General features: G+C 64.4%; 4 protein-coding genes and 1 pseudogene. 3 read left to right on the forward strand and 2 right to left on the reverse strand.

Features of this window, described 5'->3' with window-relative positions:
* Nucleotides 1-350, reverse strand: a pseudogene (locus ON20_RS26115) (hypothetical protein); the annotation flags it as partial.
* A gap of 650 nt (nt 351-1,000) precedes the next feature.
* Here ON20_RS26115 and ON20_RS33440 point away from each other — a divergent pair.
* Nucleotides 1,001-1,489 carry an MFS transporter gene (locus ON20_RS33440; RefSeq protein WP_157229009.1) on the forward strand — a complete coding sequence of 163 codons (489 nt, stop codon included), beginning with the start codon at nt 1,001-1,003 and terminating at the stop codon, nt 1,487-1,489.
* 21 nt (nt 1,490-1,510) lie between these two features.
* Here ON20_RS33440 and ON20_RS26125 read toward each other — a convergent pair whose 3' ends face one another.
* Nucleotides 1,511-2,299, reverse strand: a complete 789-nt coding sequence (locus ON20_RS26125) for an IclR family transcriptional regulator (RefSeq protein ID WP_051163342.1) — start codon at nt 2,297-2,299, stop codon at nt 1,511-1,513.
* 184 nt (nt 2,300-2,483) lie between these two features.
* On the opposite strand from ON20_RS26125, the gene ON20_RS26130 reads away from it, so the two are divergent.
* Together ON20_RS26130 and ON20_RS26135 are read left to right on the forward strand one after the other, a co-directional pair.
* Nucleotides 2,484-3,251: a CoA transferase subunit A gene (locus ON20_RS26130; protein WP_040839772.1), complete on the forward strand. Its 768-nt coding sequence runs from the start codon at nt 2,484-2,486 to the stop codon at nt 3,249-3,251.
* Nucleotides 3,248-3,922 (forward strand): 3-oxoacid CoA-transferase subunit B, encoded by a 675-nt coding sequence (locus ON20_RS26135; protein WP_040839775.1) that lies wholly within the window; start codon nt 3,248-3,250, stop codon nt 3,920-3,922. The genes ON20_RS26130 and ON20_RS26135 overlap by 4 nt, the downstream gene beginning before the upstream one ends.
* The last annotated feature ends 51 nt before the right edge of the window (nt 3,923-3,973 follow it).

A 3,973-nucleotide genomic window follows, 5' to 3' on the forward strand; every position in this document is an offset into this window, starting at 1 on the left:
CGTACGCGTAGCTCCCGGGTACTCGGATCGAACTCCGACAGATACGTGACATCGGTGCCCATCAACTCGTGCGCGCGCGTCACCAACCGCGCCAGCAGGGTATCCAGGTCGCGCGATTGCGCGAGCTCGCGCGCGCTCGAGAACAACACCGTCAACTCGTGCTCCCGCCGCCGCAGCCGCGCCAATTCGCCTTGTAAGCGGCTGAGCACCCGGCGCAACTCCGAGCGGTCACTGTCAGCGGCCTCGATCTGTTCGACACTTACCGCGATGGCGCCGGCTTGCAGATCGCCGCCGACCATATCGGTCAGCAACCGGGCGACCGTGGTGATCGGTGCGGTGCCCTCGGGCATGACCACAGCTTTTTCTCCTGCCTGGGGAGTCCACCCGAGCCTCGGGTCCTATGTATATAGAGCACACCCGTACGCATACGTTACGGGCAATCGACCCATGTCCTGAGTCACATTTTTCGCGATATCGTTCCATCGACCCAGTCCCGGCTGTCGTGCCGATCTACCGACAGCCCATGTCAAGGAGAGTTATGACAGATCCATTTCCGAGCGCAACGGATTCGAGGGCGGGCGCCGAATCGCATTCCCCGGCAGCGCCGCACAACGAAGCCACGTCGATGCGGACCGTCGTATCGTCGAGCCTCATCGGTACCACCATCGAGTGGTTCGACTTCTTCGCTTACTCGACGGCCGCCGCCCTGTGCTCGACACCCTGTTCTTCCCCTCCTATGACCCTCTCGTCGGCACGATTCCGGCTTTCGGCGGTATAGCGGTCGGCTATTTCGGCCGGCCACTCGACTCCGTCGTCTTCGGGCACTATGGGGACCGGCTCGGGCGAAAGACCATGCTGGTCGTATCACTTCTGATGATGGGAGGGGCGACATTCGCGATCGGATTCCTGCCGACGTATGCGGCGATCGGTGTGGCCGCACCCGTGCTGTTGACGGTGCTTCGATTCGTCCAGGGTTTCGCCCTCGGCGGAGAGTGGGGTGGTGGAACATGCCGATCCCAAGCGCCGCGGCTTGATGGCGACCGCACCGCAGGTGGGCCTGGTGGTCGGCTTGTTGCTTTCCACGGTGACCTTCCTGCTACTGGACCTGCTGCCCGCCGACGCCTTCGGATCGTGGGGCCGGCGGGTGCCGTTTCTGCTGGGTGCGTCGCTGGTGCTGGTGGGTATGTTGATTCGCCTGCGTATCTCCGAGACCCCGGGGTTCGCCCGGCTGCAGAGCGGCGACACCCGCTCGCGCGTTCCGATCATGGAAACTCTTGCGACGCGATGGCGCACGGTGGTGCCGGCGGCGCTGGCCTTCGCCAATGTGGGCGCGATCTTCTACGCGCTGTTCACCAGACCGGGGCAACCTCAATTCTTCATCGGCGCTTTCGTTGTCGGGTTCGGCTACGCGAGCTGGGCTGCAGTGCGCTGTCCGGAGGCCTTCGCTCGAAATAGGCCGAGCCGTGGAGTGATTTACGGTCGGAGGTGAGCACTCAGTTGGTAGAGCCGGTCAGTTCGGGGGCCGGCTCGACGGCAGGAGACCGGGGTGTAGGCGCTGGCTGAGTTCGTGGGCGGCCTGCAGCAGGATCGTTCCGAGTTCGGGTCTGCGTTCGGGCGAGAATCGCGTTTCGACGCCGGTGAGGCTCAGTGCCCAGGCCGGGGTGCCGCGGTGGTCGAACACCGCGGCGCCTATGCCCCAGCTGCCTTCGACCAGTAGCCCGGGATTGACCGAGTAGCCCTGTTCGCGGGTGGCTTCGATGCGGGTGCGGATCTGTTCGCTGGTGTGTGCCGCGCCGTGCCGGTCGGTGAGGTCGATACGGCCGAGGTAGTCGTCGATTTCGCGGTCGGTCAGGTGCGCGAGGATGACCAGGCCGGCGGAGGCGACGCCGAGTGGGAAACGGATTCCCGGGTGCAGGACGTGGGACCGGAGGGGGAAGTTGCCTTCTTCTGCTGCCACGCAGACGGTTTCGTCGCCGCGCCGGGTCGAGAGGAACGCGCTTTCTCCGGTGTCGCGGCTGAGCCGGCGCAGGATATCGCGGGCACTTCCGGTGATGTCGTATCGGTCGGCGGCCAGGGATCCGAGCAGGTAGATCTCCGGGCCCAGCGTCCATCGCCCGGTGGTGTGGTCGCGATCGACAAAACCCTCTGCGGACAGGGCTGTCAGTAGGCGATGGGTCGTGGGCCGGGCGAGGCGGGTGTAGCGGGCGAGGTCGGAGGTCGAGGATCCGGCCGGTTCGTGGTCGCCGACGGCGCGGAGCAATGTGGCGACCCGTTCGATGACGTGTGGCTTGTCGTCCATGCACTGATCATATGTTCACTCAGTGAACGTGATCGACACCTGTAGCTCAGTCTGCGAGCAATATGAAGCTATCGACCGTTAAGTATTGCCTGTTATTTGTGGGTTTTGATTAGCTCCGCAAGGGTTTTCCAGTGTTCGTTCAGCGAGCGAACAATTCTCTGTGAGATGGGAGAGAGGTGGGAGAGTGGCCACCAGGATTGTCGGGACGGCGGCGGAGGCGGTCGCCGATATCGGAGACGGCGCCACGATCGCGGTCGGGGGCTTCGGGTTGTGCGGTATTCCCGACGCCCTGATCGCAGCGTTGGCCGAGGCCGGAGCGCGAGATCTCGAGGTCTTCTCCAACAACTGCGGTGTCGACGGGCAAGGGCTGGGAATCCTGCTGGAGTTGGGCCGGATCCGCCGGGTGACCGCCTCCTATGTGGGTGAGAACAAGGAGTTCGCGCGGCAGTATCTGGCCGGTGAACTGGAGGTCGAACTCGCCCCGCAGGGCACCCTCGCCGAGCGCCTGCGCGCCGGTGGTGCCGGGATCCCGGCGTTCTTCACACCGGCGGGAGTCGGTACTCCGGTTGCCGATGGAGGCCTGCCGTGGCGATACGCCGCCGACGGCACGGTGGCGGTCGAATCGCCGGCCAAGGAGACCCGCGAATTCGGTGACAAGCACTATGTGCTGGAGTACGGCATCGTCGCGGATTTCGCGCTCGTGCACGCGACCGTTGGTGATACCGAGGGCAACCTGGTGTTCGATAAGACTGCCATGAATTTCAACCCGCTGGCCGCCATGGCGGGCCGTATCACGGTCGCGCAGGTGGAACGGCTGGTGGCGCCCGGTCAGATTGGTCCCGCGCAGGTGCATCTACCGGGCATCTTCGTGCAACGCATCGTCGAGACCGGGCCACAGGAGCCGCGCATCGAGAAACGAACTGTCCGCAAGACCACAGGAGACCGGTCATGAGCGACACCGTGCAGACACGAGGATGGAGCCGCCACGATATGGCGCGGCGGGCCGCGGTGGAGCTGCGGGACGGCGAGTACGTCAATCTCGGTATCGGGTTGCCGACCCTGATCCCCGGGTATCTGGATCCGTCGACGCGGGTCATTTTGCATTCCGAGAACGGGATCCTGGGTACCGGCCCGTACCCGACCGAGGACGCGGTTGACGCGAATCTGATCAATGCAGGTAAGGAAACCGTGACCGTGGAGTCGGGGGCGGCGTTCTTCGATTCGGCGCTGTCGTTCGGCATGATCCGTGGCGGGCATATCGGTACCGCGGTGCTGGGAGGTATGCAGGTTTCGTGCACCGGTGATCTCGCCAATTGGATGGTGCCGGGAAAGATGGTCAAGGGTATTGGTGGGGCCATGGACCTGGTGCACGGCGCGGAACGGGTCATCGTTGTTATGGAACACACCGATCGACAAGGTAATCCGAAGATCGTGGAGAAATGCTCCCTGCCGCTCACTGGGCAGGCGGTGGTGCACAGGGTCATCACCGACCTCGCGGTCATCGACGTCGTCGGTGACGGCCGGCTGATCCTGCGCGAAACGGCACCCGGAATCGGCACCGAAGAAGTCCGAGCTGCCACCGGTGCGTCGCTGACCATCGCCGACCGGCTGATCACCCATTGAGTCCCGCGGCCGACTCGACCGCACAGACAAGGAGTCTCCTATGACACTCCC

It is taken from the genome of Nocardia brevicatena NBRC 12119 (genome assembly GCF_000308495.1).
Classification (GTDB): Bacteria; Actinomycetota; Actinomycetes; order Mycobacteriales; family Mycobacteriaceae; genus Nocardia; species Nocardia brevicatena.

Excerpts from the sequence above, each read along its gene's own strand:
- ON20_RS26125 (WP_051163342.1), bottom strand. The coding sequence starts at position 2,299 with ATGGACGACAAGCCACACGTCATCGAACGGGTCGCCACATTGCTCCGC.
- ON20_RS26135 (WP_040839775.1), top strand. The coding sequence starts at position 3,248 with ATGAGCGACACCGTGCAGACACGAGGATGGAGCCGCCACGATATGGCG.